Source organism: Streptomyces venetus (assembly GCF_039540295.1).
GTDB classification, from domain to species: Bacteria; Actinomycetota; Actinomycetes; order Streptomycetales; family Streptomycetaceae; genus Streptomyces; species Streptomyces venetus.
Genome location: NZ_BAABET010000001.1, coordinates 239,520 through 266,329, shown reverse-complemented (window position 1 = coordinate 266,329; position 26,810 = coordinate 239,520). Strand labels below are relative to the sequence as shown.

The following is a 26,810-nucleotide window of genomic DNA, read 5'->3' as shown; positions in this document are numbered from 1 at the left end:
TAGGGTCAGGAGTTGGCGGCCTTGAGCAGGCCGAAAAGTCGCGCCGGGTCCATCTCGTTGTCGCCGCGCAGGGCCTCGATGACGTCGCGGACCCGCTGCGGGGACGGGCTCGTGCCCAGGAAGTCCCGGGTGGCGGGCGGGCCCCACTGGGCGAGGCCGCTGGTGGACATCGGAGCCCAGCCGGGGTCGACGTCGCAGGTGAACAGGTCGCCGTCGGCGAAGTGCTCCAGCATGAAGCGGTCGGGGTCGCGCCAGTAGTCGAAGAGCTGGCTGCCCTGGATGTGCCGGCCGATGCCCCAACTGCGCTTGTAGCCGCGCTCCTTGAGGTATTCGCCACCGGCGGCGATCGAGTCGAGGTCGGTGACCTGGTAGGCGGAGTGGACGTAGCCCGTGCCCGGGCCCAGGTGCATGGCCAGGGTGTGGTGGTCGGCCGGCAGGCTGCCCAGGTCGCAGCGGATGAACGCCATCGTCGGGCCGCGGTCGCGCTGGCCGTCCAGGAACAGGAAGTCGGACACGATCATCCCGAGGGTGTCCAGGTACCAGTCCAGGGCCCGGGCGAACACGCGGGTCTCCAGCACCACATGCCCAAGACGCTGGATACGGGACGGCTCGCGCGGAGGCCGCTGCGTGGCGTTCGTACGACGGTGACCGGTGCCGAAGTTGAGCAGCAGCGGCTGCTGTTCCGGCAGTGCGGGGAGTTGTTCGCCGCAGTGCACGACCCGCACCGGGAAGCCCGAGGGGTCGAGCAGGTCGACCACCCTGCCGCCGCCGGGCACGTCGCTCTCCCGTACCGCCGTCCCCGTGGCACGGGCGAGCCGGTCCAGGTCGGCCCGCTCGGCGGCCCGGAACGCCGGGCCGATGAAGCGGGAGATGCGCCCCTTGCGGATCACCATGCAGGGTGAGCCGGCGAAGGTGCCGCGCAGCCACAGCTCCCGCTCGGTGCGGGCGGCGACGCCGAACCCGAAGTCCCGGGCGAAGACCTCGGCGCGGTCCAGGTCGGGCTTCTCGAACTCCAGCCAGGCCAGGTCCGCCACCTTGATCACCGGGTTCCGGGAGCGGCCGGGGTGTTCGCCGCGCAGGGCGCCCTGCTCGCTGTGGAGGTCCTGGTGGGCCGTGATGACGTCGGCCCCGTTGACGCGGGTTTCAGACATGGTGCCCTCCGAGCGACATTGCCGTGATGATGAAATCATCAACTATGACAGTTTCATCGTCAAGGCGTTCGTGACGGAAATGATGAATTCATCAGGACTGTGATCGTCATCGTCCCGACGGTTAGACTCTGCGCATGTCTACGTCAGCCCTGCCCAGCAACCGGTTCGAGCGGCGCCGCGCGGAGACCCGCAGGGCTCTCGTGCGAGCGGCGCGGCAGGTACTCGCCGAGACCGGGGACACGAGCGTCAGCATCCAGGCGATCGCCGAGCGCGCGGATGTGGGCTTCGGCTCCTTCTACAACCACTTCGACTCCAAGGCGGAGTTGTTCGAGGCGGCGGTGGTGGACGCCCTGGAGGAGTTCGGCCAGAACTTCGACGAGCGCCTGGCGGGAATCGACGACCCGGCGGAGCTCGTCGCGGCGGGCTTCCGGCTCAGCGCCCGGATGGCCGATTCCCGCCCGGAGCTGATGCAGGTCCTGCGCCGCCGCGGCCTTGGGCACATCCACTCGGACAACGGACTGGTTCGCCGGGCGCTGCGCGATCTCCAGGTCGGCATCGCCTCCGGCCGTTTCACCACCCTCGACCCAGCGGTCGCCCTGTCCGCGCTGGGCGGAACCCTGCTGTCCCTGGTGGAGCTGCGTTTCGCCCGCCCCGAGGTGGACGGCGACGAGGCCGCGGTGAACCTCGCCGAGATGGTCCTGCGCATGCTGGGGCTGCCGGCGGACGACGCCCACGAGGTCGCTCGGCGCCCCCTCCCCGACCTCGACTGACGGCACCTGGGCGGACGACGAGTCCGGGCGGAAGGTGACCGAGCGGCCGATGAAGCGGGCGTCGATCCCGCCCTCCGTGGTGGTGACCGACCGCAGGCGGAGCCCTCGGGAACGTTCTGAAGCGGAACGGGCTGGTCCAGGGCTTTGTCGAGTTCGGGGCCGACGCCGACGACGGCAGGTTCGGGGAAGTGGGGACGCCCGAGCCCGAGATCGACCAGGGTGAGGGTGCACGACTGGCCGGTGGCCTCTGTCTCGGCCAGCAGCCGGACCGCCCGGGCGGAGCGTGCTTTCCCGTCCTCTCAGGTCTGCTCGGCCTGCGGATTCCGGGACGGTCCCATGCCCCTGCACGTCCGCCGGTGGACGTGCGGCGGGTGCGGCGCCGTGCCCGACCGGGACCAATACGCAGCTCGCAACGTCCTTTTCGAAGGACGCCGCATCGTCGCCGCCGGACGGGCGGAGACGCCAGACGCCTCGTGGAGCCCCGGTAAGACCAGGGCGAAAGTCCCGGCACAGCGCGGTGAAGCAGGAAGACCCCGGAAGGGTCAGCCGACCCAGGCCGGATCCCCTGGACATGAAGCCAGGGAGCACGTCAAGGGGAAAGCTCGGAGTCCAGGAGCGTCGCGAGCCGTGGGCCCGCGCCCTCTCGCGCCCGTGCCCGCTCCAGCCGCAGCCGTGCCGAACGCCCGCGCAGGGTCAGCGTCATGAGCTGGTTGCCGAACCAGGGGCCGTCGGTCTTGCGCCAGGTGACCGGCGGTGGCGCGAGACGACCGTGCCGGGCGAGGCAGCGGCCGAGGCCGCGCGACACGGCGGTCCAGCCGATGCGGAAGGCCATCCGCATGGAGAGCGGGACGGAGTTGTGGACCGGGGAGCAGACCAGCTGCACCACCCGGGCGCCGGGCCCCTCGCCGGGCCACGAGGGCTCGGCGACGTAGGCGTGGTGCACGTCCCCCGACAGCACGCACACGGTCGCCGGCGCGTCCGGCCCCGAGCCGGCTTCGGCGAGCAGGTCGGCCAGCCGGGCGAAGGACTCGGGGAAGGCCGACCAGTGCTCCAGGTCGGCGGCCCGCCGCACCTTCTCGCCGAACCGGGCCCAGCGGGCGCCCCGTTCGCCCCGGCACAGCGCCGCGTTCCACCCCTCGGCGTCGTGCACCAGATGCGGCAGCAGCCAGGGCAGCGAGGTGCCGACGAGGAGGTGGTCGTACGCCCCGGACGAGTCCAGCACCTGCTCGCGCAGCCAGGCCTCCTCGCCCGGGTCGAGCATCGAGCGGCCCTGCTCGTCGAGGACGCGGGCGGCCCGGCTGTCCACCATCAGCAGGCGTACGCGCCCGAAGTCGCGGCGGTAGCTCCAGCGGACCTGGGCCGGGTCGGCGTCGGCCCGGGCGGCGAAGGTGCGCAGCACGTCGGTGCCGTCGGGCAGCTTCCGGACCTGCTCGTACACCGGGTCGGCCGCCAGCTCCTCCGGAGAGAGGTTGCCCAGGTGCTGGTGGACCCAGTACGACATCAGCCCGCTCAGCAGCCGCTCCCGCCACCAGTCGGTGGCCCGCATGTCGGCGAGCCAGGCCGCGGAGGTGTTCCAGTCGTCGATGACGTCGTGGTCGTCGAAGATCATGAAGCTGGGCACGGTCGACAGCAGCCAGCGGATACGCGGGTCGAGCCAGGACTCGTAGTAGAGGTGCGTGTATTCCTCGTAGTCGGCGACCCCGTTGCCCGGCGGGTCGTTCAGGTCGCGGCGGCCCGCCAGCCAGCGCTGGGTGCTGTCGGAGGTCTCGTCGGCGTACACCTGGTCGCCGAGCAGCAGCAGGACGTCCGGCCGCTCGCCCTCGGGGTCGGAGGCGAGACGGGTGGCCAGCGCGTCCAGGGCGTCCGGGCCGACCGGGTCGTGCCCGCCCGCGGGCGGGGAGGCCCAGCGGCAGGAGCCGAAGGCGACACGGAAGCCGCCCTCCGGGCCCGGCGCGTGGATCGCCGAGGGCGGGAAGGGCGAGCCGGGCAGCGGCCACACCCGACCGCCGTCGAGCAGCACCTCGTACGTCGTGCTCGTACCGGCCGTGAGGCCGGTCACCGGGACCAGGGCGTAGTGGTGCCCCGCGATCTGGAAGGTGCGGGCCGTGCCGCCGGAGCCGTCGGCGCAGCGCACCTCGGCGGTGCACGGACGGCTCGTCTCGACCCATACGGTCGCGGACGAGCCGTCGGTGTACCTCAGCAGTGGTCCGAGGCGCAGTCCGGCCATGGTGATCCCCTCTCCGTCGCCCCGTACGGTACGGAACGACGGAGGCCGGCGGCGAGACGCCGACCGGAATCACCTGTGTGTCAGCAGCTCGCGAGGTAGTTCGTCAGCGCGGACTTCTCGGCGGAGTCGACCGAGAGGCCGTAGTAGTACTTCACCTGGACCCAGGCGCGCACGTAGGTGCAGCGGTACGCCGTCCGGGAGGGCATCCAGGTGGCCGGGTCCTGGTCGCCCTTGGCCTGGTTGACGTTGTCGGTGACCGCGATGAGCTGCGGACGGGTCAGGTCGTTGGCGAAGGACTGGCGGCGCGACGTCGTCCAGGAGTCGGCGCCGGAGTCCCAGGCCTCGGCCAGCGGGACCAGGTGGTCGATGTCGACGTCGGAGGCGGCGGACCAGGTCGCGCCGTCGTAGGGGGAGTACCAGCTGCCGCTGGTGGCGGCGCAGGAGGAGTCCTGCTGGACGTTGGTGCCGTCGCGCTTCAGGACGACCTCGCGGGTGTTGCAGGCGCCGGACTGGGTGATCCAGTGCGGGAAGAGGTCGCGGTCGTAGCCGGTGCGGTCCTCGGTGGCCACGGTGAGCGAGGAGAGGTAGGAGCGGGCGGTGGCGGCGCTCACGGGGGTGGGGAGGGCGGCGGAGGCGGCCGGACCGTTGATCAGTCCGGCCGAGGCTATGAGGCCGGTGAGACCGGCGAGCACGCTGAGTCGTCGACGCGCGTAGAACTTCGGCATACGAACTCCCTTGTGGGGTGGGGGTGTTGGGCGACGAGCGGGAGAATGCTCGCCGCGCCGTGTTGCGGGGAGGTGTGCGTCCGGTGAGAAGTTAGTGACGCGGCCATGACATGACAAGATTCAAGCCGGAACTTTTCACTCCTGGCGCGTCACGTACCATGGACGGCGCAGAAGGGGAGTAGCTCTTCGCCGGACCGTCGACATACTGCTCAGCCAGCCTGAGCCGGCGCCCGGAGGCCGGTCCTTCCAGGACCTGCCAGCGAGACCTTCGGCAAGCAGTGCACGCCCGTGCCCCACGGCACGGGTCCGAGTGTGCTGCCGTGCCGAGGTGTCTTGTGTGATGTTCAGCACTCTCGGTGGGGCAGCCCCGACCGATTGAGGAACCCTTGATCAGCCTGACCGTGACGGCCGTCGTCTTCGGTGTCGTCTTTCTCGCCGAACTGCCGGACAAGACCGCCCTCGCCGGCCTCGTCCTCGGCACCCGCTACCGCGCCTCCTACGTCTTCGCCGGTGTCGCCGCCGCCTTCGCGCTGCACGTCGCGCTCGCCGTCGCGGCGGGCAGTGTGCTGACGCTGCTGCCGCAGCAGCTCGTGCAGGCGCTGACCGGTGTGCTCTTCCTGGGTGGGGCCGCGGTGCTGCTGCTGAAGAAGAGCGAGGACGAGGAGGAGGTCCGCAAGCCGGAGAACCAGTCGTTCTGGAAGGTCTCGGGCGCGGGCTTCATGCTCATCCTGGTCGCCGAGTTCGGCGATCTCACCCAGATCATGACGGCGAACCTGGCCGCCCGCTACGACGACCCGCTCTCCGTCGCCCTGGGTGCGGTGCTCGCGCTGTGGGCGGTGGCCGGGATCGGCATCGTCGGCGGGAAGGCCCTGATGAAGAAGGTGCCGCTGCGGCTGATCACGCAGATCGCGGCGCTCGTGATGCTCGGGCTCGGGGTGTGGAGCCTGTGGGAGGCCGTGACCGGCTGAGCCGACTGGGCCGGCTGAGCCGACTGGGCCGGCTGTCGTCGCCGGGTGGGCCGGCCCGGAGGGAGCTGAACGGTGGATGAACGTCTGCCGGGGCCTCTGGCGCAATCGCGGCTCTGTTTTGTACCGTGGGGGAACAAAGTGGCCCTCGCCCGTTTTCCCTGACCGGCGGGCGGGGCCGCCTTGTCCCTCCGGGGGCCGTGGAACCCGTCGCGCGCCTCTCCCGCCCTGAGCCTTGGAGCTGCCGATGACGGCCACCGCCGCGCTCACCGCCCGCGCCCTCCTGCTGGACATGGACGGCACCCTCGTCAACTCCGACGCCTCGGTCGAACGCGTCTGGCGGCGCTGGGCCGAGCGGCACGGGCTGGACGGCGACGAGGTCATGAAGGTCGTCCACGGACGGCAGGGATACGCCTCGATGGCACTACTGCTGCCCGGCCGCCCCATGGAGCAGAACTACGCCGACAACGCCCGGATGCTCGCCGAGGAGACGGCCGACACCGAGGGTGTCGTCGCGATCCCCGGGGCGCCGGAGTTCCTGGCCTCGCTGCGGGGGCTGCCCCATGCGCTCGTGACCTCCGCCGACGTCGCCCTGTCGACGGCGCGGATGGCCGCCGCCGGGCTGGAGCAGCCCGAGGTGCGGGTGACCGCCGAGTCCGTCGGGGCGAGCAAGCCCGACCCCGAGGGCTTCCTGAAGGGGGCCGCCGAGCTGGGCGTGGCACCCGCGGACTGCGTGGTGTTCGAGGACTCCGGGGCCGGGATCGCCGCGGGGCGCGCCGCCGGGATGACGGTCGTCGGCGTCGGGCCGCGCGCCGCGGCCCACGAGCCCGACGTGGTCGTGGCGGACCTCACGAAGGTACGCGTGGAGGCCGTGGGGGACGGAACGGTCCGCCTGCACGTGGGGTGACGGCCGCCCGCATCCGTGGTCCGAGGCCGGTCAGCCCCGGCCGACGTGGGCGGCGATGACGCGCGCGCACTCCAGGGACTCGGTGTGGGTCGTGTCCACCTCCACGTCGTAGCGCATGCCCTCGTGCACCAGATGCGCCTGTGACGCGGCCATACCGCCGACCCGGTCACCCCGTGCGATCTCACGCCCCGCGGCGACCGCGCTGTCGCATCTGACGCCGACCCACAGCACGTCGAGCCCCACCAGGGCCTTCTCCCAGCGCTGCCGGGACGCCGGTCCGCCGAGGAAGACGTCGTCGACGACGACCCTGGCGCCGGCGCGGGCCATGGCGGCGATGCCCTCCGTCCAGGCCGCGTCCAGGGCGCGGAACTCCGCTCCCACGCGCACGCCGCCGTCCGCGGCGAAGGTGATGCCCTCGTCCGAGCCGTGCATCCTCGCGGGCAGGGCGTCCACGAACGAGTCGACGCCGAAGGCAAGCCAGGGGTCCGGCAGCACCTGTTGCAGGCACCGTACGATCCCCGACTTGCCCGAACTCGAACCGCCGTTGAGAACGATCACCTGAGTGGTCATCGCGCCACCGTACGGCTTCGGGGCGGCCTACGGCTCCTTGGTTTCCGACTCCAGCCTGGTCCGGGTCCCCCGGCCGTAGACGCCGAGGTCGTCGTCCTGGATGCCGCGGGCCCACTGGTAGGTGCGGACGGCGTCCTCCAGCCGTTCGTCGTAGGTGCCGTCGTCGTCCTCGTCGTAGAGGGACAACTGGCGCAGGCGGAGCTGGAGTTCGGTGACCTCCGGGCCGCGGTCGCCGAGCCGCAGGGTGGTGGGACCGCCGTTCTGCCGGGAGTTGTCCGGCGGAGCCTGCCCCGGGCCGGTCGGCGAGGCGGACGTCTGCGGCGCCGAGGGGGTGGCCGACCGCGACGGGCTCGGCGAGGCGCTCGGCGCGGACGACGACGGGGAGGCGGACGGGCTGCTGGTGGCCGACGGCGACGGCGGCGGTGCCGCGGGTGCGGACGGCGTGCTCGGGGCGCTCCGCTCCGCCGGCGTGGACGCCGCGCTGCTCGACGGGCCGTCCGGCACGCTCGCCCGGATGTCGTCCGGCAGCGCGGTGTCCCGCGACGGCGCCTCGTAGGCGAACAGCCCGCTCGCGTACCCGGCCACCGCCACGACCGCGACACAGGCCGCGGCGGCAGCGGCGAGCAGCACGCCACGACGCCGACCACCAGACCCGCCGCCGGGCTCGGCCGCCCCTGGGGCGCCGTCCTCCGACGCCCCCGCACCGTCGAACAGCCGCAGGTCGGTCACGCTGGGCTCGCTCGCGGCGGGCGCCAGGGGTGTCGGCAGGACGGTGGTGTCCGGGGGGACCGGCAGGGCGGTGGTGTCCTGCGCGGCCGGGAGCACGGTGGTGTCCTGCGCGGCCGGGAGCACGGTGGTGGCATCCGGGTCGACAGGGCGCAGGGGCATGGTCGTGTCGGCGGGGGAGGGCGGCGGGGCGGCGGCGCCCTCGGCGCGGAAGGCGTCGGCAGGGTTCGCGACGGTCCCCTGGGGGCCGCCTTCGGGGGTCCGGGCCGGACCGTCCGCGCGCGGGCCCTCCGCGGACGGAGGTGTGGCGGGGCCGTTCGGGTGGGACGGGTGCGGGGCGCCTTCGGCCGCTCGGGCGGAACCCTCGCCGGGCGAGGTTCGTACGTGCTGCGGTGCGGCCCCGCCCTCCGCCGACAGCGACCGCGCGGGTCCCCGCGGGTGTGCGCGCTCCTTGGTGCGCTCCGTCGTGCGCTCCGTGCGCGAAGGTGTGGCGGAGCCGTTCGGGTGGGCTGCGTGCGGGGGCGCGGCCGGGGCGTCCGCCCGAGGAGGCGGCTGGGAGCCTTCGGGCGTCGACGTGAGGCCGTCGCTGCCGGAGGGGCCCGCTGAGTCTCCGGCGGTCCGCCCGGCGTGGGAGGTCTCCGCCCGCCGAGGTGCGGGCCGGCCGGCCACCCGTGTGCGCCGCGTGGCGTCTTCGGGCGCCGGGCCTGCCGGACGTGCGGAGCCCGGGGGCTCCTCGCGCGCGGAGACGGCCGGGCCGTCCCCGGCGGGGTGCCGCGGCGCGGCCCCGTCCGCCGTAGCCCGGTCGGGCCCCGTCTTCGGGTCGAGTTCGACGTACGGCCGGATGCGCAGGGGGTCGAAGTCCTCCGCCGCCGCTGCCTGGGCCGTACGGGCGTCGCGGAGGGCCTCCGCGGCGCGGTGGGTGCAGGCGCAGGAGGGGGTGTTGTCCGGGCGTCTGGGCGCGCCGCACTCCGGGCACGGGTGGCCGTTCGGCTGGTCCACGCGTCACTCCCTCCCCTCGTGAACTCCAGAGATTATCCAGATCTTCTCCACAGCGCGGCCGGCGAGCCCCCGGAATGACCGCTTCCAAAGGGGCTCGGCAGGCCATAGCGGGTCACACCGGTCACGATGGAAAACGTCACATCAGCCCTGGGAGGACGCATGGCAGGGGACGAGGTCTTCGAGGACGAGGACGCGCGCGCCGCCACACCGCCTGACCAGGGCACCCCCGCTCAGGAGCGGGTCTCCGGGGACGTGCTGGTCTCCATCGGCGCCCTGCTTCTCGGCCTGTTGCTCGCCGCCCTCGACCAGACCATCGTGTCGACCGCGCTGCCCACCATCGTCAGCGACCTCGGCGGCATGGAGCACCTGTCCTGGGTGGTCACCGCCTACCTGCTGGCCGCGACCGCCGCGACCCCGCTGTGGGGCAAGCTCGGCGACCAGTACGGGCGCAAGCGGCTCTTCCAGACGGCGATCGTGATCTTCCTGGCCGGCTCCGCGCTGTGCGGCACCGCGCAGGACATGGCCCAGCTGATCGCCTTCCGGGCCGTGCAGGGCCTCGGCGGCGGCGGGTTGATCGTGCTGTCCATGGCGATCGTGGGCGACCTCGTCCCGCCGCGTGAACGAGGGCGCTACCAGGGGCTGTTCGGGGCCGTCTTCGGGGCGACGAGTGTGCTCGGGCCGCTGCTCGGCGGGGTGTTCACCCAGCATCTGAGCTGGCGTTGGGTGTTCTACGTCAACCTGCCCGTCGGCGTCGTCGCGCTCGCCGTGATCGCGACCGCGCTGCACATCCCGCGCCGGACCCAGCGGCACGTCATCGACTACCTCGGCACGTTCCTCATCGCCGCCGTCGCCACCTGTCTGGTGCTCGTCGCCTCCCTCGGGGGGACCACCTGGGGGTGGGGGTCCGCGCGGATCGTCGCGCTCGCGGTCCTGGGCGTCGTCCTCGCCGTCGCCTTCGTGGCCGTCGAGCGCCGGGCCGCCGAACCCGTCCTGCCGCTGACGCTCTTCCGCGTCCGCACCTTCACGCTCGCCGTCGTGATCAGTTTCGTCATCGGCTTCGCCATGTTCGGCGCGATGACCTACCTGCCGACCTTCCTCCAGATCGTGCAGGGCGTCAGCCCCACCATGTCCGGTGTGCACATGCTGCCCATGGTGCTGGGCCTGCTGCTGGCCTCGACGGTCTCCGGGCAGATCGTCAGCCGGACCGGCCGCTGGAAGGTGTTCCCGGTTATCGGCACCGGCGTCACCACCCTCGGTCTGCTCCTGCTGCACCAGATCGACGAACACAGTCCCGGCGTCGAGCTGAGCGGCTACTTCTTCGTCTTCGGGCTCGGTCTCGGCCTGGTGATGCAGGTCCTCGTGCTCATCGTGCAGAACGCCGTCCCGTACGAGGACCTGGGCGTCGCCACCTCCGGCGCGACCTTCTTCCGCTCCATCGGCGCCTCGTTCGGCGTCGCCGTCTTCGGCACGATCTTCGCCGGCCGGCTCGGCGAGCAGCTCACGGACGCCTTCCGGGGCGCGCGGCTCCCGCCCGGAGCCTCCGTGGACGCGCTGGAGGCCGACCCGCGCGGCATCGCCGCCCTGCCGCCCGACCTGCGCCCGCCGGCCCTGCACGCCTACGCCGTCTCCATCACGGACGTCTTCCTGTACGCCGCCCCGGTCGCGCTCCTCGGCTTCGTACTGGCCTGGTTCCTGAAGGAGGACCGGCTGCGCGGCTCGGTCACCGCGCCCGACGGCACCGAGACCCTGGCCAGCAACCCCGTGGAGCGGTCCTCCTACGACGAGGTGTGCCGCGCGCTCTCGGTGCTCGGCACCCGCGCGGGGCGGCGCGACATCTATCAGCAGATCACCGCGAGGGCGGGCTACGACCTGCTGCCCGCGGCCGGCTGGCTGCTGCTGCGGATCCGGTGGCGCGGCTCGGTGGAGCCGAGCGAGCTGGCCGAGCGCATGCCCGTCCCGCTCGGTGTGATCATGGACGCCGTACGCCAGGTGGAAGAGCGCCGGCTCGTCGTACGCGACGGGGTCGACCTGGTCCTGACCGGCCAGGGGCGCGAGGTCGCCGAGCGGCTGGCGCGGACCCGTGAGGAGTCGCTCGCCGAGCTGCTCGGCGACTGGTGGGGGCCCGACCGGCCCACCGACCTGGTGCAGCTCGTCCACGAGCTCAGCGGCGAACTGTGCGGATCGAGGCAGGAGCGCCCGCAGGAGCCGCCCGCCGCGGAACGCTTCGGCTGAGGCGCCCGCGTTCAGGCCAGGTGCTTGGCGAACCAGTGCTCGGCGTACGGGTCGTCGTTGTACGGCTCGGTCTCCGTGTAGCCGAGGCGGGCGTAGAGGGCACGGGCCTCGACGAGGTCGCCGCGGGTGTCGAGGACCATCCGGGTGGCGCCGAGCGCCCGGGCGGCGTCCTCGGCGGCCCGGACCAGGAGCGCGGCGCCGCCCTTGCCGCGCAGCGGCTGGCGCAGGAACACCCGCGTGAGCTCGCCGGTCGAGCCGTCCCGCAGCCGCACCCCCGCGGTGCCGGCCGGCTCACCGCCGTACCGGGCGACCAGCAGCCGCCCGCGCGGCGGCGCGAGATCGGTGCCCGGCCGGGCGGCGATCTCCCGCTCCAGCTCGTCCGGGTCGGTGCGGCGCCCCTCGTGCAGCAGGTACCAGCGGTCGCTGACCTCCGTGTAGTACGCCCGCCAGAGGGCGGCGGCGACGGGAGAGTCGTACGGCTCCGGGGCCACGGTCCAGATCATGCCCGGCATTCTCGGCGGCCGTCGTACCGCGCCCGCAACCGAATAAACCAGGGGGTGTTCGGGCGCGGGCGGGCCGCGTGCGGGGCGCGGATGCCGTTTGGAGGCGGGCTTCCGGGCTACCCGATCGGCGAACCGGCTCGCGAGGACAGCCGGTTGGGCCGAGAACCCGGAAGGCATTCATGTCCACTGGCCTGATCATTGCTCTGATCGTGATCGCGGCGGTCGTCGTCATCATCGCGGCCGCCATGACCCTGCGCGCCCGAGGGCCTCGGCGTGGGCCGAGCCTCAAGCGGCGCTTCGGACCCGAGTACGACCGGGCCGTCGCCCGGCACGACGGCGACGCCCAGGCCGCCGAACGTGAACTCACCGAGCGTGTGCAGCGCCACGGCGACCTGCGCCAACGGGCGTTGGAGCCGGCGCAGCGCGAGCGGTACGAGGCGCGTTGGACGGCCGCTCAGGAGCGGTTCGTCGACTCGCCGCGGGAGGCGGTCGCCGAGGCGGACCGGCTGCTCGCCGAGCTGGCCGGCGCCCGGGGCTTCCCGGACGGCGGGCAGTACGAGGAGCAGCTCGCCGCGCTGTCCGTGCACCACGCCCACCACGTCGACGGCTACCGGCGGGTCCACCGTGTCGCGCATCTGCGGGTGGAGGACGCCCGGGACGGCGGCACCGGTACGGAAGACATGCGCGAGGCCATGGTGGCGGCCCGCGCCCTGTTCGAGGAGCTGGTCCGGCCGGCCCGCCACGACGGCGGAGGCCACACCGGCGTACGGCACGAGGACGGACGCGAGGACAGCGGACGGCACCGTGCCGGACTGAACGGCGGCCGCAAGGCCCCGTCCGCCCGCGGCGGGCACATGCCGTGGGCGCTCCACCGACGCCAGGCGAAGGAGAGTTGAGCCATGTCCGACCTGACCCGCCAGCCCGGCGACGCCTCCGCCGCCGGCGACCCCATCGCCCCTGACGCCCGCGGCGAGACCGCCCTGGGCACCGGCCACGGCACGGCGGAACCGCGCCCGGACCGTGGCAGGGACACGGACCGCACCGGCAGGCACGGCACGGACGTGCACGCCACGGACCTGCACGGTACGGAAGCGCCCCGCCGCGACTCCTACGGCACCGGCCCGGAGGGCGCCACCGGCTCCCACCTCCTCGCCCACGACGAGACCGACAAACTCGGCTCGCAGTTGCAGCACGCCGTCGCCGGGTTCGTCGACGGGCCCCGGGCCGCCGTCGAGGAGGCCGACCACGTGCTGGAGGAGATCGCGGCCCGCTTCACCGAGGCCGTGACGAAGCGCCGCCGCACCCTGCGCCACTCCTGGCAGTCCGTCGAGAGCGGCGAGGGCAAGCCCGTGTCGAGCGCCGACACCGAGCAGCTGCGGCTGGCCCTGAAGGACTACCGGGAACTGGCGGAACGACTGCTACACGTCTGACCGGGGCGAACCACCCGGCTGCTGCTCCGCCCGGCGCTCCCGCCACTGCCGTACGACGTCCTCGACGTCGTACGGCTTCTTTCCCAGCGGGGGGCCGGGCGGCGGCTTGAACATCATCTCGCGGATCTTGTCGTTGACCTCGCCGATGATCTTCCTGACGATCCGCTCGGAAGGGGCCGCGTAGGCGGCCTCCAGCGCGTCCTCCGCCTCCTTGCGCAACGCCAGTGCGGGCGGGAGCACGGAGAAGCCCTCGCGGGCCATCTTCCGCTTGACCCACCACAGTTCGTCGTACGTGCTCTCCACGTCACGCGGGAGTGGCTCGCCCGCTCCCGGCAGCCGTTCGAACTCCCCGCGCGCCTCCGCGGCCCGGATCTGCCGGTCGACCCAGGACTCGAAGTCGACGCCGGGTGGCTTTCGCTCGGTCATGAGGCCATTGTGCCGGACACCGCCCGGCCGGGCGTTCTATCATGCGGCGGGCTTCGCAGACCTATCGGGACGTCTCAGGAGGAGCGCACGTGCTCGAACTCACCATGGCCGCCGTGTCCGCGGCGGAGGAGGGTGCCACGGCCGGCATGCTCATGGCCGACGCGCCCAGCGAGCCGGGCGCCGTGCTGCGGGTGGGCCGCGACAAGTCGGTGTGCCGGCTCACCACGCCGGACGACTGGCTGTTCGTCTCCCGCGTCCACCTGGAGTTCCTGTGCGGCCCCGACGGGACCTGGCAGCTGACCTGGCTGCGCGGCTCCCAGCCCGACCCGTCCTCCGAAGTCCGGCTGACGATCGGGGAGTACGCCCAGCCCCTGACCTACGGCGGCACCGTCCCACTGCCCAGGGGCGGCAGCGGCGAGATCATCATCCAGGACCGCACCGCCCCACGCAGCGTCAACGTGGGCTTCTTCCACGAGACGTGACCGCCTTCGGCGCGAGAGCCTGACGCGGAGAGCCTGCGGCGTGACGGCCGTCGGCGTGACCGCCTGCGGCGTGATGGGTCGCGGCGCGAGGCCTCGGTGTGGCCGCCTGCGGCGCGGGGGCCTTCGGCGTACCGCCCGCAGCGCGACAGCCCGCGCGGCGGACGGACGTGGAAGGCCTTCGGCGTGACCGCCGGGGACGGCCGACGGTGGCTGCCGGCGTCACGCCAGGACGCGTGCCAGGGCGAAGCCGTCGTAGCCCTTCATGCCGACCGTCTGGATCGCCGTGCCGCTCAGCCTCGGGTGGTCGGCGATCAGTTCGATCGCGGTGCGGGTGCCCGTGATGTCCGGGGCGGTGCTGGCCGCGTCGACGACCCGGCCGCCCCGTACGACGTTGTCGAGGACGATCAGGCTGCCCGTGCTGGTGAGCTTCACGGCCCACTCCACGTAGTGCGGGTTGTTGACCTTGTCGGCGTCGATGAAGACCAGGTCGAACGGCGGCGGGTTCTCGTCCGCCAGCTTGGGCAGCGACTCCAGGGCCGGTCCCACCCGCACCTCGACGAGCTCGTCAAGGCCGGCGCGGGCGATGTTGCGGACGGCGACCTCGGCGTGCCGGGGGTCGTACTCCAGGGAGACCAGCCGCCCGTCGGCGGGCAGGGCACGGCCCAGCCAGATGGTGCTGTAGCCGCCGAGCGTGCCGATCTCCAGGATGTGGCGGGCACCCTGGATCTGGGCCAGGAGCTGAAGGAGCTTGCCCTGGTTGCCCGCGACGTTGATGTGGGGAAGCCCGGCGGCGTCGCTGTCACGCAGGGCCGCCGCCAGGGCTTCGTCGTCCGGGGCGAGGTGAGCGGTGAAGTAGGCGTCGACCTCGTCCCAGACGTGCGACTCGCTCATGCACCTGTACCTTTCGTACGCATAGTTAGCTTCCCTAACCAGTGGCGCCGACGAAGATAGTTGGTGCGCGCGTCGACTGTCAGCGGGTTTTCACCCGGCGTGTCTCACTGCTCCACGGAGGGCGCCGAGCCCGGCAGCGGACGTCCCGCCGACTCCGCCATGCGCCACACCGCGAAACCGCCGATCACGGCCGCCGCCATCATGTAGTACGCGGGCATCATCATGTTCCCGGTCGCGCCGATCAGGGCCGTGACCACCAGCGGCGTCGTGCCGCCGAAGAGGGACACGGAGACGTTGAAGCCGATGGAGAGCGAGCCGTAGCGGACCCGGGTCGGGAACAGCGCCGGGAGCGCCGAGGGCATCGCCGCCGTGAAGCACACCAGCAGCATGCCGAGGGCGCCCATGCCGAGGCCGACGGCGAGCAGGCTGCCCTGGCGGATCAGCAGCAGGGCCGGGACGGACAGCAGCAGGAAGCCCGCGCAGCCGGTGGCGATCACCGGGCGGCGGCCGATCCGGTCGGTCAGCGCGCCGACGAACGGCTGGGCGATCATCATCAGCGCCATCACACCGAGGACGACGAGCAGACCGTGCGTCTCGTCGTAGTGGAGCTCACTGGTCAGGTAGCTCGGCATGTACGACAGCAGCATGTAGTCGGTGACGTTGAAGACCAGCACCAGGCCGACGCAGAGCAGCAGCGCGCGCCACTGGCCCGTGACCATCTCGCGCAGCGGCACCTTGGGCCGTTCGGTCTCGGCCTTCTCGACCTCGGCCGCGAACGCCGGAGTCTCCTCCAGGCGCAGCCGCAGGTAGAGGCCGATGATGCCCATCGGGCCCGCGATCAGGAACGGGATGCGCCAGCCCCAGGAGGTCAGGTCGTCGGCGGAGAGCAGGGCGGTCATCAGCGTGACCAGGCCCGCGCCGCCGATGTAACCGGCGAGGGTGCCGAACTCCAGCCAGCTGCCGAGGAAGCCGCGCCGCTTGTCGGGGGCGTACTCGGCGATGAACGTGGAGGCACCCGCGTACTCGCCACCGGTGGAGAAGCCCTGCACGAGTCGGGCCACGAGGAGCAGGATCGGCGCGCCGACACCGATCGTCGCGTACGACGGGATCAGACCGATCGCGAAGGTGCCCGCCGCCATCATGATCATGGTGAGCGCGAGGACCTTCTGGCGGCCGACGCGGTCGCCGAGCGGGCCGAAGACCATCCCGCCGAGGGGACGGACCAGGAAGGCCGCGGCGAAGGCGCCGAACGTGGACAGCAGCTGCGCGGTGGGGTTGCCCGAGGGGAAGAAGACCTTGCCCAGCGTGACCGCGATATAGCTGTAGACGCCGAAGTCGAACCACTCCATCGCGTTGCCCAGCGCCGCCGCCTTCACGGCGCGCTTGACGAGCGCGGGATCGGTGACGGTGGGGTCGTGGGCCTTCGCGGTGCGGCTCTTGATCAGGGACGTAGGAGCGATGACTGAGGCAGTCACAAGACTCGCTCGCCTACCTTTCGACGGGGACAGGGACGCGGTCCGCGCGGCGGCGCTGTCGTACGGGCCGAAAAAGCGACGATAGGCGGAGAATGCCCGCTCACGGGCGGTATATCTCTCGTTGCAGGGTGCATCTAAACGCCGGTTGTGCAGGCACGTATGCCCGGCCGGGAATGGTTCCCACATGATCTTGATGTGATCCTTCTCGCGTTCACGGGAGGCGACCGCACGCCGCGCGCACTATCGTCAACCGGACGAAGGGGGTCATACCGGGTAGAAGGCCAACGGGGTGTGACGAATGCGGAGCGCAGCGGACGGCCGGCGGAAGCCCTCGGAGCGACTGCCGTCGGCGGAGCCCGCACAGGCCTGCGCGCGGTCTGCCTCGGGCTGTGGCTGGCCGTCGCCGCCCTCGCCGCACGGCAGATGGCCGTCGTCCTCGGCACCCCGCGCGGGAAGCGGCTGACGGACCTGGAGACCTGGGTCGGGCCGAACGGCGTGCTGCACGTGAACGGCTCGCTCTACGACTCCACCCGCTTCACCGGCACCCCCTTCAGCGGGCTCGTCCTCAAACCCCTCACCCGTTCGGCGGAACAGGCCCTCGGCTGGGGCTGGACCTTCGGCACACTGCTGCTGGTCGCCGCCCTCGGCCTGATCGCCGCCCGCGCACTGCCCCCGCCCGTCGGACGCCGCACCGCCCTGCTGGCCGCCCCCGTCGCCATCGGCCTGCTCATGCTGTCCCTGCCGGTGCGCAACACCCTGTGGCTCGGCCAGACCAGCATCATCCCGGTCCTGCTCGTCCTGCTCGGCTGCTTCGTCGCCCACGGCCAGCGGACCAGCGGACTGCTCATCGGCGTCGCCGCCGCGCTCCAGCCCACCCTGCTGCTCTTCGCGCCCCTGCTGTGGTGCACCGGCCGCCGGCGCGCCGCCCTCTCCACCGGCGTCACCTTCGCCGCCTGCACCGCGCTCGCCTGGGCCGCGATGCCGCACGACTCCCACACCTACTGGGTCCACCACCTGGCCGGCGTCGGCCTCGGCGGCCGGGCCGACGGCCTCGGCAACCAGTCCCTGCACGGCGCCCTGCTGCGGTTCGGCCTGACCGGCCCCCTGGAGGTCGCGCTCTTCCTGACGCTCGGCACGGGCGTCGCCGTCCTGGCCCTGCGCCGCGCCGTGCGCCGCTTCGACGACGGCCAGCTGCTCCTCGCCGTCGCCATCACCGGCTGCGCCGCGATCGTCGTCTCGCCCACGGCCTGGCAGCACCAGCTGCTGTGGCTGCTGCTCGCGGTCGTCGGCCGGGCCGGCCGACGGGCCTGCGACCGGTACGTGTGGCCGGTCGCCGTCGTCCTGGTCATGACTCTGCCGGCCGGCATGCTGCTGCCCGAGATGTCGTCTCTGGACCCGCTGCGCGACAACCTCGTCCTGCTGGCCGCCGTCGCCGCCGCCGTGGCCGTGCCGTTCCTCTCCCGCGCGTCGCCGTACTACCGGTCGCCCCTGCCGGCCCAGTACGCCCCACCCGCCCCGGCCCGACTCCGCCACGTGCCGCTGGTGCCGTTCCTGCGCAGGGTTCTCGACCGGCCCAACCTCCTCCTGGAGCTGCTCCTCCTCCGCGTCGCCTACGCCGCCTACTCCGAGATCCGGCTCGCCGCCACCGGCGGCAGCAACTTCGCCGGCCGGGCCGGGGCCGAGGAGCACGGCCGCCAGATCCTGCACCTGGAACGAACCCTGCACATCGACGTCGAGCGCTGGACCAACCACCTGGTCGCCGGGACCGCCTGGCTGCGGGAGCTCCTCGACCACTACTACGTGTCGTTCCACTTCGTCGTCCCGCTGGCCGTCCTCGCCGGCCTGTACTGGCGCCGCCCGGCCGACTACCGCTGGGCCCGCTCGGCCCTCGGCTTCGCCACCCTGCTCGCCCTGGCCGGCTTCTGGCTCTACCCCCTGGCCCCGCCGCGCCTGATGCCCGGACTCGGCTTCGTCGACACCGTCCACGGCGTCCAGGACTTCTCCCAGCCCGACTACGGCACCCTCACCCACCTGACCAACCAGTACGCGGCCATGCCGTCCCTGCACTTCGGCTGGGCGCTGTGGTGCGGTGTCGTGATCGCCGTCCTGGCACGCCGGTGGTGGCTGAAGGCGCTGGGGGCGCTGCACCCGCTGCTCACCGGCTGCTCGATCGTGGCGACCGGTAACCACTGGGTGCTGGACGCGGCCGGGGGAGCGGTGGTGGTGGGTGCGGGCTTCGCGCTGACCTACCTGCTGTCCGGTCCCCGTGCCGTCACGGCCACCGCGGCGGGACCCGACCGGGAACCGGCCGCAGTCCGCCGGGGTGTCACTCCCGGCTGAAGACGGCCACGTCGTTGCCGAAGGCGCAGGCCAGGAGACCCGTGTCCGAGGAGATCAACGCCGCGCTCGCTCCGGGCACGTGAAGGACATCGATGACGGAGCGACGCAGGAGGTCCCAGATCCGGACCGTGTTGTCCAGGGAACTGGTGACGGCGACCGACCGCCCGTCGAGTACACCGCACGTCACGGAGAGGACGTACTCGGTGTGGCCCTTCAGAGCTCTCCTGAGCGGCCGGCCCGTCGCGAGATCCCACAGACGCAGGGGCCCGTCGCGAAAGCCGGTCACCGCCACCTGGCGGCCGTCGACCTCCGTGCACGCCATGACCGTGGGAGAGAGCCCGAGCGGGATCCGGTGCAGCGGTCTCCCGCTGCCCAGGTCCCAGACCCGCAAGGTCTCGTCCTTCGAAGCGGAGACGATCACCGGGAGATCGTCCAGCACGGTGCAGACCACCGCCGACACGGGCTTGGTGTGGCCCTTGAGCGGCGGGTACAGGTCGAGGCCGCTCGCGACGTCCCAGACCTGCACCGCGTCGCGCGGGGCACTGGCGGCACAGACCAACCGCCGTCCCAGGGTGCCGGCGGAGAGGCTGGGCCTGGCCTCTCCGAGTCTGCGCAGGGGCGGTCCCATGGGCCGGCCCGTTCCGAGATCCCAGGACCACACCGCCCCGCTCCGCGTGACACTCACGGCGACCTGCCGGTCCTCGAACACCGTGCACGCCATCTTGCGGATGTCGCCCTCCCCTCGCAGGGGCGTCCCCACGGGCTGAGCCGTGGCCAGGTCCCAGACGCGGACCGTGTCGTCGGCGGAGGACGTGGCGAGGGCCGGCCGACCGTCGGCCACGGTGAGGTCCATGTCGGACACCGGCTTCGTGTGGCCGATCAGAGGGTGACCGAAGACCTGACTGGCGGACAGGTCCCAGACGCGGACCGTCTGGTCGAACGAGCCGGAGACGGCCATCGGCCCACCGGACAGTGAGGTGCACGCCACCGACAGCACTCCACTGCTGTGACCGGTGAGGGGCCTTCCCACCGGCCGACGTTCCACGAGATCCCAGATCACCAGTGCGCCGTCGTGGGCGCCCGTTATGGCGACCGGTCGGCCGTCCAGCTCGGTGCACACCAGCGCGGGAGTCCAGTAATTGCCGTGCCCCTCCCACTCGGCGAGGTGCCGCAGCGTGTCCAGATCCCACAGATGCAGCCGGCCGCGAGCGCAGCTTCCCACGACGACCGGACGGCCGTGCAGCGTCGTGCAGGCGACGGCCAGAATCTGGTTCTGCACCGTCCGCTCCAGCCGCCCCCGTTCCCTCAGCGTCACCAGATCCCACACGACCAGCCCGGACCGTCCCGCGCTGATGGCGTTGACGTGGTCCCCCACCCGTGCGCACGCCACCGCCACCACGCCGCTGTCGACGGGCAGCGGGGGTCCGGAGGGCGTGCCCGTGGCGAGATCCCAGATCCGCAGCGTCTTGTCGTCCGACCCCGTGACAGCGACGGGGCGACCGTCCAGCTCGACGCAGGCCACCGCGTGCACAGCGGCGGTGTGACCGGTGAGCGGTGCTCCGACGGGCCGGCCGGGGGCGAGATCCCATACCCGCACGGTCCCGTCGGCCGAAGCGCTCACCGCGACCGGACGGCCGTCCAGCTCCGTACACGTCACGGCCTCTACGGGCCCGGTGTGGCCGGTCAGTGGCTCGCTGCGGTGGCCGGTGGCCAGGTCCCACATCCGTACCGTCGCGTCCTCCGCGCCACTGACGGCGACGGCGCGGCCGTCCAGCACCGTGCAGGCGACGGCCTCGACGTGGCCGGTGTGACCGGTGAAGGTGTGGCGCAGGTTGCCCGAGACCCGTGAGCCGGACGCCGCGACCGGCTTCCAAGCCCGCTTGCCCGCCCTGCCGTTGAGCGCCTGAAGAACCTCGGGCACGTTGAAGCGCGCGGCGTCCAGGGCCAGGACCTGCCGACGGCCGGCCGGGTCGAGCCGGCGGTGCACATCGATCGAGGTGCGGTAGATCGCGGCATGCAGACGCGCGATGCGGTCGCGGCACTGCAAGAGGTGGAGCGTCAAGGTGTCGCTCTCCGCGTGCACCAGGTACTCCAGGTCGTTCATCAGCACGTCGAGCTCGCCCGCTCGTGCGGCATGCGTCGCGTGATGCCGCAGGGCGTACGGATGGGCGCGCCCCCAGTCGCGCGAGCCGTCCAGGCTGTACGGCACCGTCCGGAGCAGAGCTGTGGTGAAGGCCCGGTGCACCGCCTCGGCATCCTGGTCGCGGCGAAGGAACTCCGCCATCGCCTCGTGATAGAGCCGATAGACCGACCGGCCGTCCTCGGCGGCCTCGACCACGTACGCCCCCGCCTCGCGCCGCAGACGGTGCAGGTCGTGGTTGGTGTACCGACGGCCGGAGATCTCCGACGCCAGCGGGGCCCACACGTCCTCCCACGGCAGGCCCTGGCCCTGCGCGTAGGCGAGCGGACGCAGGAGATCGAGGATCCGCTGCGCGCCCGCTCCGAAGCGCTGCTCCAAGTCCCGGTGCATCGCGTCAGCGGCGGCGCTGGGCAGCGACCGGAGCCAGTCGGAGTCCTGGGGGTCGGGCAGCGTGGGCGTGGCCGCGAGGGTACCGGCCGTGATACGGGCGACCAGGAACGAGTGTCCGGCGGCCGCCGCCACCGCACGCGCCACCCCGATCCGCAGGGTGTTGGGACAGTGGAGGTACGGGGAGTCGGGATGTGCGTCGAGGAGATTGCGGACCGTGTACGCCAGCACGGCCTCGGGGTCGGCGTAGCGGGGCGCGTCCAGATCGATGTGGTCGGCACGCTGCAACCCGAGCGGCGTGAAGAGGTGAGGGCGGGTGCCCAGGATCAAACGGAGGCGCTGGGGAGCCAGCTCGGCCAGGGGGCGCAGAACCTGGCTGCACAGCGTGGTCGGAGTCACCGCCTCATCCAGGCCGTCGATCAGGACGACATGGGGGCGGCTCGGTACGGGCCCCTTGCCGAGGTGGTTCAGGAGGTCCGCCACCGACTCGGCGACCGGTAACCGCAGTGCCGCGGCCAGAGCACGCACGACCTGTTCATCGGTCAGGCTCTGCGCGTAGATCGCGGTGCGGATCGCCCGTTCCTCGGGCAGTTGCCGTCCCGACAGGCCCAGGCTGCTCAGCGGCACCGTCCGGCGGTATTCCGGATCGCTCACCGCCGCGACGAGACCGAGAACGGCCGTCTTGCCCGAGCCCGGGGCTCCGGTGACGACCAGGGTCTTCCGGGCGTCGGGCAGCTCGTTCAGCCAGCCGGTGATGTCCTCGAGCGCCTGATGGCGGCCGGAGAACCACCAGCCGACACGGTCCTCCTCACGGTGCCCCATGGCCCGGCGCAGCAATCGCGTCCGGAACTCCACGTCCCGTCGCTGGTCCTGCTGATCCCACTCGGCGGCCTGTTGCAACGCCATGTCCGTGTGGGACAGCTGCGGGCTGTGCTTGGCGTTGGGCAGAAAGGGCGGGACCTCGCCGGTCAGGCCGATGATCTCCAGTCCGATGTGCTGGTGATCCGGCCGTTTGGGGTTGTTGAGGGTCGCGTTGACGACCGCGTCGAGGGCGAGGGTCTCCGGTGTGTAACCCGCCGTGGCCAGGCTGGTCACCGCCTCGGACAGCAGCTCCGGGAAGGCGCCCGTCTCGGCGAGTTGGAGCGGCTGTGCCGACGTGATCACCGCGAGGCCGCCGTTTCCCTCGCGCCACTCGTTCTTCAGCCTCGCCATGGTGGCGAGGAGTTCGTTGCCCCCCTGCCCCGAGTAGCAGGTGTCCAGCATGAGCAGCAGCTTGCGCACCTTGGTTCCGGCCAGGATCTTGCGCGCCAGCGTGCTCGGCTGAAGCGCGTCATGCAGATCGTCGGGGTCGGTGTCGGAGGTGAGCAGCACGTAGTCAGCGTCGACGACCTCGCCGTGTCCGGCGATGTACACGGCGACGATGTCGTCGTGGCGGCGGTCGGGTGCCCGGCTGAACTCCCTCAGCTCCCACAGGAGCTGCTGTTGAGTGGGGTTGGCTCCGAGGTCGGACACGTGCTGGTACCCCAGCTGTCCGGTGAACAACTCCACCACGTTGCGGCGCGCCTCGACGAGGCCAGGGCGGTCCCACTCGGGAGCGTGCGTGTAGTGGCTGACCGCGGTCGCGATGAGGAAGCGCCGGGGTTCGGTCCCGCTCATGCCAGGCCCCCCGCCACCGCCTCGCCGGTCTCCTTCGCCGTCAGGTAGAAGGTGGCGTCGTGCGCGTGCGACCCGTTGTGCACGACCTTCCCGACCACGCGCGTCCCGAAGAACAGGGACAGGTCCTTCACCGCGGCGACGACATCGCCCTCGTCGACGACGTTCGTCCACGACGACGTCCCGGGCCACGTCTCCGGCCCGGGACGCAGCCGGTCGACCACCATCCGCATCCCCAGCGGCGACCCCAGCGTCACCAGCGCCCGCACGCCGTGCCCGTCCAGCGCGCACAGCGCCTCGTACGCGACGACCGAGCCGAGCGAGTGCGCGACGACGACCCGCGTGTCGGGGCCGATCGCCTCCTCCACACGGCTTCTGGCTGCGGCCCTCAGATCGTCGTCCGTCAGATAGCGGTGGACCTGCTTCAGGTCGAAGACCAGGGCCCGCAGGGACACTTCGGCGAAGAAGCGGGAGTGCTGGAGCACCCGCAGAGCCGTCTGCACGGCACGCGGGGAGCGGGCCAGCGTGTCGCCGCCGGGTGGCGGCACGGCCGGATCCACCCGGGCGCACGCCGCCCACCACTCCAGCAGCAACTCGGCTTCCGGACCGTCCACGTCGTCCGCCGTGAACATCGGGTCGCCCACGCCCAGCGTCTGCCCGGCGGGCCGGAACAGGTCCCCGTAGAACGCCATGTGAAGGTCACCGGGCGCCGGTTTCGGGCCGCCCGCCCGGTCCAGGCCGTCGGCGAGCGCCGGCTCCCAGTCCTTCAGCAGCGTGTTGCTCCCCAACCGCTGCTTCCCCACCCCGTGCACACCAACGATCCGCGCCATCGCACCCGTCCCCCGAGCCCAACTGGACTGTTCACTCTAGAGCGACGGCTTCGGCTCCGCATTCGAACCACACGGTCTTCCCGCCCCCCGACCACAGGCACACGCCCCACTTGTCGGCCATCGCGTCGAGCAGGAGCAGTCCCCGTCCGTTCTCGGAGTCCGGGTCCGGCGTGGCGGGCGTGCGGGGGAGTTCATCGCTGCCGTCCGTGACCTCCACCCGTACGCCGTTTCGCTGCCGCAGCAACAGCAGCGCGCAGCGCCGGTCCGGTACGTGCCGTACGACGTTCGCGAGCAGCTCCGTCACGCCCAGTTCGACGGCGTCGGACAGCTCGGGCATGCGCCACTCTTCGAGGAAGGACCGGACGATACGACGGACGTGCCGAGGGGCGTGCTCGCCGACGGTGAGGCGCATCGTGTACTGGGCGGGAATGTAGTCGTTCACGAGACGAGGCTGACGTGCGGTGACTACTCTCGGCTACAGAACGGATACAACCGGTCTCGTTGTGGGCCGCGTTGCGTGAGAGGGGCTTCTGCCGTGACCCACATCAACGCCCTTGACCCGGGTGCATCTCCGCTCGACTACTACGGCTTCGAGTTGCGGCGGCACAGAGAGGCGGCCGGGCTGACACAGAAGCAGTTCGGGGAAGTCGTCAACTACACGGGCTCGTTGGTGGGCCAGATCGAGACGGCTCGCAAAATCCCGACGCCGGAGTTCAGTGAACGGGCCGACGCGGCGCTGGGCACGGACGGCATGTTCTCCCGACTCGTGGAACTGGTGCTGCGGAGTCGGCTTCCGGCCTGGTTCCAGCAGGTGGCAGAACTTCAGGCGCGGGCCGGCGAGATCTACTCCTTCGAGCCGCAGATGATTCATGGGCTGCTCCAGACCAAGGCGTATGCCCGTGCGGTGCTCGGCTTGGTTGACCAGACCGACCTTGACGACCGCGTTGCAGTTCGCCTGGCCCGTCAGCGCATCTTCGAGAAGAATGATCCCCCTGTCTTCTGGGCGATCCTCAGCGAAGCTGCTCTGTGTCAGAAGATTGGTGACTCTCAAACCATGCGGGAGCAACTGGCCCACCTGTTGGCGTTCGAGGGCACTCCCCGCATCAACATCCAGGTGCTGCCGTTCTCTGCTGGAGCGCACGCCGGGCTGACAGGCTCATTCGACCTCTATCGCTTCGCGAGTGACCCCGCCATTGTCTATACGGAGGGTTACGGAAGCGCGCATCCCACCGCCAACCCAGACACCGTCAAGGACTGCTCGCTCCGTTACGATCATCTCCAAGCCGCCGCCCTCTCCCTCAGGGACTCGGCGGTGCTGATTCGGCGGGTAATGGAGGAACGCTATGGAGAGCAACGTGCTTCCGACGGGGATCCAGTGGCGTAAGTCCAGCTACAGCAGCGACCAGGGCGGCAACTGCGTGGAATGCGCGGCGATCGGCACCTTGCCCTGGCGCAAGTCCGCACACAGCAGTGACCAAGGTGGCGAATGCCTTGAGATCGCCAAATCCCCGCACGCCACCGTCGCCATACGCGACAGCAAGACCCCGGCGGGACCGATCCTCACCCTCGATCCCGCCGCCTTCACCACTTTCATCAACTGGACATCTACAACCGCTGAATGATCGTGCCGGTGGCCAACCCGCCCCCCGCACACATGGTGATCAGCGCGAACTCCTTGTCCGTGCGCTCAAGTTCATGAAGTGCCGTCGTGATGAGACGGGCCCCGGTCGCTCCCACCGGGTGCCCGAGTGCGATCGCGCCGCCGTTGACGTTCACCTTCGACAGGTCCTGCTCGAAGACCCGCACCCAGCTCAGCACGACCGACGCGAACGCCTCGTTGATCTCCACCAGGTCGATGTCCTTCAGGGACATCCCGGCTTTGCCCAGTACCGCCCTGGTCGCGTCGATGGGGCCGTCGAGGTGGAAGTGGGGGTCGGAACCGACCAGCGCCTGGGCGACGATCCGGGCCCGGGGCCTCAGCTTCAGGGCCCTGGTCATCCTCTTCGACGCCCACATGATCGCCGCCGCCCCGTCGGAGATCTGCGAGGAGTTGCCGGCCGTATGGACCGCCGTGGGCATGATCGGCTTAAGGGACGCCAGCGCTTCCGCCGTCGTGTCGCGCAGGCCCTCGTCCCTGTCGACCAGGCGCCACATGCCCTGCCCGGCGTGCTGCTCCTCCTCGGTCGTGGGGACCTGGACCGCGAACGTCTCTCGTTTGAAACGCTCCTCCGCCCAGGCGTGCGCGGCCCGCTCCTGGGAGGCGAGCCCGAGGGCGTCGACGTTCTCCCTCGTCAGGCCCCGGTGACGGGCGATCCGCTCCGCCGCCTCGAACTGGTTCGGCAGGTCCACGTTCCACTCGTCGGGGAACGGCTTGCCCGGCCCGTGCTTCGAGCCCGACCCCAGCGGCACCCGCGACATCGACTCCACCCCGCACGAGATGCCGACGTCGATCACGCCCGCCGCGACCATGTTGGCCACCATGTGCGAGGCCTGCTGCGAGGACCCGCACTGCGCGTCGACGGTCGTCGCGGCCGTCTCGCAGGGGAGTCCCATCGTGAGCCAGGCCGTGCGCGCGGGGTTCATGGACTGCTCGCCGGCGTGGGTGACCGTGCCGCCGACGATCTGCTCGACGCAGTCGGCGGGGATGCCGGTGCGGCCGAGGAGCTCGCGGTACGTCTCGCCCAGCAGATAGGCGGGGTGCAGGTTGGCGAGCGCGCCGCCGCGCTTGCCGATCGGGGTGCGTACGGCTTCGACGATCACGGGTTCGGCAGCCATGGGTGCGGGTCCTCTCCGGGAGGCTCAGCGGAACTAGTACGCGTTCTAGTTCTGTCAGCAGTGTGCTGAGGGCTGCTCGTCGATCGCAAGGGTTGTGCGGGCAATTGGGAGGCTCGTGCCTCTTGCTACTTGTAGAACCCGTTACTACCGTCACCGCAACTCCGCACAGCTGATGGGCCGTCAGACTCAGAGTCGGTACGAGTGGT

Annotated in this window: 24 protein-coding genes; 11 read left to right on the top strand and 13 right to left on the bottom strand. The window is 71.7% G+C overall.

The annotated features are described in order from the left end of the window. Positions 1–5 precede the first annotated feature (5 nt). Positions 6–1,151 (bottom strand): VOC family protein, encoded by a 1,146-nt coding sequence (locus ABEA82_RS01155; RefSeq protein ID WP_345659418.1) that lies wholly within the window; start codon positions 1,149–1,151, stop codon positions 6–8. A 134-nt stretch (positions 1,152–1,285) separates the two neighbouring features. On the opposite strand from ABEA82_RS01155, the gene ABEA82_RS01150 reads away from it, so the two are divergent. Both ABEA82_RS01150 and ABEA82_RS01145 read left to right on the top strand, forming a co-directional pair. Further along, on the top strand, positions 1,286–1,921 hold the full coding sequence (locus ABEA82_RS01150; RefSeq protein WP_345659417.1) for a TetR/AcrR family transcriptional regulator: 636 nt from the start codon (positions 1,286–1,288) through the stop codon (positions 1,919–1,921). Between the two features lie 219 nt (positions 1,922–2,140). Further along, entirely contained in the window at positions 2,141–2,626 is a 486-nt protein-coding gene (locus tag ABEA82_RS01145; protein ID WP_425588463.1) for a zinc ribbon domain-containing protein, read from the top strand. Here the strand turns inward: ABEA82_RS01145 and ABEA82_RS01140 are convergent. Together ABEA82_RS01140 and ABEA82_RS01135 are read right to left on the bottom strand one after the other, a co-directional pair. Next, positions 2,511–4,148, bottom strand: coding sequence for an alkaline phosphatase D family protein (locus ABEA82_RS01140; protein ID WP_345659416.1), 1,638 nt, complete (start codon positions 4,146–4,148; stop codon positions 2,511–2,513). The genes ABEA82_RS01145 and ABEA82_RS01140 overlap by 116 nt on opposite strands. 80 nt (positions 4,149–4,228) lie before the next feature. Beyond that, entirely contained in the window at positions 4,229–4,873 is a 645-nt protein-coding gene (locus tag ABEA82_RS01135) for an HNH endonuclease family protein (RefSeq protein ID WP_003989905.1), read from the bottom strand. Positions 4,874–5,259: 386 nt separating this feature from the next. On the opposite strand from ABEA82_RS01135, the gene ABEA82_RS01130 reads away from it, so the two are divergent. Beyond that, on the top strand, positions 5,260–5,841 hold the full coding sequence (locus tag ABEA82_RS01130) for a TMEM165/GDT1 family protein (protein WP_039932408.1): 582 nt from the start codon (positions 5,260–5,262) through the stop codon (positions 5,839–5,841). A 244-nt stretch (positions 5,842–6,085) separates the two neighbouring features. After that, positions 6,086–6,745, top strand: coding sequence for an HAD-IA family hydrolase (locus tag ABEA82_RS01125; RefSeq protein ID WP_345659415.1), 660 nt, complete (start codon positions 6,086–6,088; stop codon positions 6,743–6,745). A 30-nt stretch (positions 6,746–6,775) separates the two neighbouring features. Here ABEA82_RS01125 and cpt read toward each other — a convergent pair whose 3' ends face one another. Next, entirely contained in the window at positions 6,776–7,315 is a 540-nt protein-coding gene (cpt, locus tag ABEA82_RS01120; protein WP_345659414.1) for a chloramphenicol phosphotransferase CPT, read from the bottom strand. Between the two features lie 27 nt (positions 7,316–7,342). Next, the gene (locus ABEA82_RS01115; protein WP_345659413.1) at positions 7,343–9,040 is read right to left on the bottom strand and encodes a peptidoglycan-binding domain-containing protein; all 1,698 of its coding nucleotides are present in this window, start codon (positions 9,038–9,040) and stop codon (positions 7,343–7,345) included. Positions 9,041–9,199: 159 nt separating this feature from the next. Here ABEA82_RS01115 and ABEA82_RS01110 point away from each other — a divergent pair, with 159 nt between their 5' ends. Then, complete coding sequence (locus tag ABEA82_RS01110; RefSeq protein ID WP_345659412.1) at positions 9,200–11,272, top strand: MFS transporter; 2,073 nt, start codon at positions 9,200–9,202, stop codon at positions 11,270–11,272. Between the two features lie 11 nt (positions 11,273–11,283). On the opposite strand, the gene ABEA82_RS01105 is transcribed toward ABEA82_RS01110, so the two are convergent. Beyond that, a complete protein-coding gene (locus ABEA82_RS01105; protein ID WP_345659411.1) occupies positions 11,284–11,775 on the bottom strand; it encodes a GNAT family N-acetyltransferase in 492 nt (163 codons plus the stop codon). Positions 11,776–11,954: 179 nt separating this feature from the next. Between ABEA82_RS01105 and ABEA82_RS01100 the strand changes: the two genes are divergently transcribed. Both ABEA82_RS01100 and ABEA82_RS01095 read left to right on the top strand, forming a co-directional pair. Further along, complete coding sequence (locus ABEA82_RS01100; RefSeq protein ID WP_345659410.1) at positions 11,955–12,671, top strand: hypothetical protein; 717 nt, start codon at positions 11,955–11,957, stop codon at positions 12,669–12,671. A gap of 3 nt (positions 12,672–12,674) precedes the next feature. Then, a complete protein-coding gene (locus ABEA82_RS01095) occupies positions 12,675–13,205 on the top strand; it encodes a hypothetical protein (RefSeq protein WP_345659409.1) in 531 nt (176 codons plus the stop codon). Here ABEA82_RS01095 and ABEA82_RS01090 read toward each other — a convergent pair. After that, positions 13,194–13,631: a DnaJ family domain-containing protein gene (locus tag ABEA82_RS01090; protein ID WP_345659408.1), complete on the bottom strand. Its 438-nt coding sequence runs from the start codon at positions 13,629–13,631 to the stop codon at positions 13,194–13,196. The genes ABEA82_RS01095 and ABEA82_RS01090 overlap by 12 nt on opposite strands. Before the next feature lie 89 nt (positions 13,632–13,720). On the opposite strand from ABEA82_RS01090, the gene ABEA82_RS01085 reads away from it, so the two are divergent. Further along, positions 13,721–14,113, top strand: a complete 393-nt coding sequence (locus ABEA82_RS01085; protein ID WP_345659407.1) for a hypothetical protein — start codon at positions 13,721–13,723, stop codon at positions 14,111–14,113. A gap of 219 nt (positions 14,114–14,332) precedes the next feature. Here the strand turns inward: ABEA82_RS01085 and ABEA82_RS01080 are convergent, their stop codons facing one another. Both ABEA82_RS01080 and proP read right to left on the bottom strand, forming a co-directional pair. Further along, positions 14,333–15,004, bottom strand: coding sequence for an O-methyltransferase (locus tag ABEA82_RS01080; protein ID WP_345659406.1), 672 nt, complete (start codon positions 15,002–15,004; stop codon positions 14,333–14,335). A 104-nt stretch (positions 15,005–15,108) separates the two neighbouring features. Beyond that, the gene (gene proP / locus ABEA82_RS01075) at positions 15,109–16,479 is read right to left on the bottom strand and encodes a glycine betaine/L-proline transporter ProP (protein ID WP_425588462.1); all 1,371 of its coding nucleotides are present in this window, start codon (positions 16,477–16,479) and stop codon (positions 15,109–15,111) included. A gap of 291 nt (positions 16,480–16,770) precedes the next feature. On the opposite strand from proP, the gene ABEA82_RS01070 reads away from it, so the two are divergent. After that, positions 16,771–18,819, top strand: a complete 2,049-nt coding sequence (locus ABEA82_RS01070) for a bifunctional glycosyltransferase 87/phosphatase PAP2 family protein (RefSeq protein WP_345659405.1) — start codon at positions 16,771–16,773, stop codon at positions 18,817–18,819. Here the strand turns inward: ABEA82_RS01070 and ABEA82_RS01065 are convergent. Genes ABEA82_RS01065 through ABEA82_RS01055 form a run of 3 tightly spaced genes read right to left on the bottom strand, consistent with a single transcriptional unit; the run spans position 18,806 to position 24,271 of the window. Next, entirely contained in the window at positions 18,806–23,002 is a 4,197-nt protein-coding gene (locus tag ABEA82_RS01065; RefSeq protein ID WP_345659404.1) for a caspase family protein, read from the bottom strand. The genes ABEA82_RS01070 and ABEA82_RS01065 overlap by 14 nt on opposite strands. Continuing rightward, positions 22,999–23,829 carry a lipase family protein gene (locus ABEA82_RS01060; RefSeq protein WP_345659403.1) on the bottom strand — a complete coding sequence of 277 codons (831 nt, stop codon included), beginning with the start codon at positions 23,827–23,829 and terminating at the stop codon, positions 22,999–23,001. Before ABEA82_RS01060 ends, ABEA82_RS01065 begins: the two co-directional genes overlap by 4 nt. Positions 23,830–23,860: 31 nt before the next feature. Continuing rightward, the gene (locus tag ABEA82_RS01055) at positions 23,861–24,271 is read right to left on the bottom strand and encodes an ATP-binding protein (RefSeq protein WP_345659402.1); all 411 of its coding nucleotides are present in this window, start codon (positions 24,269–24,271) and stop codon (positions 23,861–23,863) included. Positions 24,272–24,364: 93 nt separating this feature from the next. On the opposite strand from ABEA82_RS01055, the gene ABEA82_RS01050 reads away from it, so the two are divergent. Then, positions 24,365–25,213: a helix-turn-helix domain-containing protein gene (locus ABEA82_RS01050; RefSeq protein ID WP_345659401.1), complete on the top strand. Its 849-nt coding sequence runs from the start codon at positions 24,365–24,367 to the stop codon at positions 25,211–25,213. Beyond that, positions 25,173–25,451 (top strand): DUF397 domain-containing protein, encoded by a 279-nt coding sequence (locus ABEA82_RS01045; RefSeq protein WP_345659400.1) that lies wholly within the window; start codon positions 25,173–25,175, stop codon positions 25,449–25,451. Before ABEA82_RS01050 ends, ABEA82_RS01045 begins: the two co-directional genes overlap by 41 nt. Here ABEA82_RS01045 and ABEA82_RS01040 read toward each other — a convergent pair. After that, positions 25,435–26,604: a steroid 3-ketoacyl-CoA thiolase gene (locus tag ABEA82_RS01040; RefSeq protein ID WP_345659399.1), complete on the bottom strand. Its 1,170-nt coding sequence runs from the start codon at positions 26,602–26,604 to the stop codon at positions 25,435–25,437. The genes ABEA82_RS01045 and ABEA82_RS01040 overlap by 17 nt on opposite strands. Positions 26,605–26,810 lie beyond the last annotated feature (206 nt).

Coding starts and splice junctions, on each gene's coding strand:
- ABEA82_RS01155 (WP_345659418.1), bottom strand. CDS start 1,151: ATGTCTGAAACCCGCGTCAACGGGGCCGACGTCATCACGGCCCACCAG.
- ABEA82_RS01150 (WP_345659417.1), top strand. CDS start 1,286: ATGTCTACGTCAGCCCTGCCCAGCAACCGGTTCGAGCGGCGCCGCGCG.
- ABEA82_RS01140 (WP_345659416.1), bottom strand. CDS start 4,148: ATGGCCGGACTGCGCCTCGGACCACTGCTGAGGTACACCGACGGCTCG.
- ABEA82_RS01135 (WP_003989905.1), bottom strand. CDS start 4,873: ATGCCGAAGTTCTACGCGCGTCGACGACTCAGCGTGCTCGCCGGTCTC.
- ABEA82_RS01125 (WP_345659415.1), top strand. CDS start 6,086: ATGACGGCCACCGCCGCGCTCACCGCCCGCGCCCTCCTGCTGGACATG.
- cpt (WP_345659414.1), bottom strand. CDS start 7,315: ATGACCACTCAGGTGATCGTTCTCAACGGCGGTTCGAGTTCGGGCAAG.
- ABEA82_RS01110 (WP_345659412.1), top strand. CDS start 9,200: ATGGCAGGGGACGAGGTCTTCGAGGACGAGGACGCGCGCGCCGCCACA.
- ABEA82_RS01105 (WP_345659411.1), bottom strand. CDS start 11,775: ATGATCTGGACCGTGGCCCCGGAGCCGTACGACTCTCCCGTCGCCGCC.
- ABEA82_RS01100 (WP_345659410.1), top strand. CDS start 11,955: ATGTCCACTGGCCTGATCATTGCTCTGATCGTGATCGCGGCGGTCGTC.
- ABEA82_RS01095 (WP_345659409.1), top strand. CDS start 12,675: ATGTCCGACCTGACCCGCCAGCCCGGCGACGCCTCCGCCGCCGGCGAC.
- ABEA82_RS01090 (WP_345659408.1), bottom strand. CDS start 13,631: ATGACCGAGCGAAAGCCACCCGGCGTCGACTTCGAGTCCTGGGTCGAC.
- ABEA82_RS01080 (WP_345659406.1), bottom strand. CDS start 15,004: ATGAGCGAGTCGCACGTCTGGGACGAGGTCGACGCCTACTTCACCGCT.
- ABEA82_RS01065 (WP_345659404.1), bottom strand. CDS start 23,002: ATGAGCGGGACCGAACCCCGGCGCTTCCTCATCGCGACCGCGGTCAGC.
- ABEA82_RS01060 (WP_345659403.1), bottom strand. CDS start 23,829: ATGGCGCGGATCGTTGGTGTGCACGGGGTGGGGAAGCAGCGGTTGGGG.
- ABEA82_RS01045 (WP_345659400.1), top strand. CDS start 25,173: ATGGAGAGCAACGTGCTTCCGACGGGGATCCAGTGGCGTAAGTCCAGC.
- ABEA82_RS01040 (WP_345659399.1), bottom strand. CDS start 26,604: ATGGCTGCCGAACCCGTGATCGTCGAAGCCGTACGCACCCCGATCGGC.